The 1,126-nt window shown below is 65.9% G+C and carries 1 protein-coding gene; it reads right to left on the bottom strand.

Going from position 1 to position 1,126, the window contains the following annotated elements; translation table 11 throughout:
* On the bottom strand, positions 1 to 1,124 hold a 1,124-nt coding region (gene tuf / locus D7W79_RS42125), incomplete at its 3' end, for an elongation factor Tu (RefSeq protein ID WP_120530769.1).
* Positions 1,125 to 1,126: the final 2 nt, after the last annotated feature.

The raw sequence follows: 1,126 nt of genomic DNA on the forward strand, positions 1-1,126 counted from the left end.
AGCTCCTTCTCCATCGCGACCGGGGTGATGAGCTCCACCTCGATGGCGATGTTGTCGCCCGGCATGACCATCTCGACGTTGTCCGGCAGCTTCACCGTGCCCGTCACGTCCGTGGTGCGGAAGTAGAACTGCGGACGGTACCCCTTGAAGAACGGGGTGTGACGGCCGCCCTCTTCCTTCGACAGCACGTAAATCTGCGCCTTGAACTTCGTGTGCGGCGTGATGCTGCCGGGCTTGGCCAGCACCTGGCCGCGCTCCATGTCCTCGCGCTTGAGGCCACGCACCAGCGCGCCGATGTTGTCGCCCGCCCGGCCCTCGTCCAGCAGCTTGCGGAACATCTCCACGCCCGTCACCACCGTCTTCTGCGTCGCGCGCAGACCGACGACTTCCACTTCCTCGCCCACCTTGATGATGCCGCGCTCCACGCGGCCGGTGGCCACCGTGCCACGGCCCGCGATGGAGAAGACGTCTTCCACCGGCATCAGGAAGGGCTTGTCCGTCGCGCGCTGCGGCGTCGGGATGTAGCTGTCCACCGCCTCCATCAGCTTCAGGATGGCCGGCTCGCCGATGTCGCTGGTGTCGCCCTCCAGCGCCTTCACCGCGGAGCCGGGGACGATGGGGATGGTGTCGCCGGGGAACTCGTACTTCTTCAGGAGGTCACGCACCTCCATCTCCACGAGCTCACGCAGCTCCGGGTCATCCAGCAGGTCCACCTTGTTCAGGAAGACCACGATGTAGGGCACGCCCACCTGGCGCGCCAGCAGGATGTGCTCGCGCGTCTGGGGCATCGGGCCGTCCGCCGCCGACACCACCAGGATGGCGCCGTCCATCTGCGCCGCGCCCGTAATCATGTTCTTCACGTAGTCGGCGTGCCCCGGGCAGTCGACGTGCGCGTAGTGGCGGTTCTTCGTCTTATACTCCACGTGCGCCGTGGAGATGGTGATGCCGCGCTCACGCTCTTCCGGCGCCTTGTCAATCTGGTCGTACGCCAGGAACGTGGCGCCGCCCGTCTTCGCCAGCACCTTCGTGATGGCCGCCGTCAGCGACGTCTTGCCGTGGTCCACGTGCCCAATCGTTCCGATGTTCACGTGGGGCAGGCTGCGATCGAACTTTTCCTTGGACATGA

The organism is Corallococcus exercitus (genome assembly GCF_003611585.1).
Lineage (GTDB): Bacteria > Myxococcota > Myxococcia > Myxococcales > Myxococcaceae > Corallococcus > Corallococcus exercitus.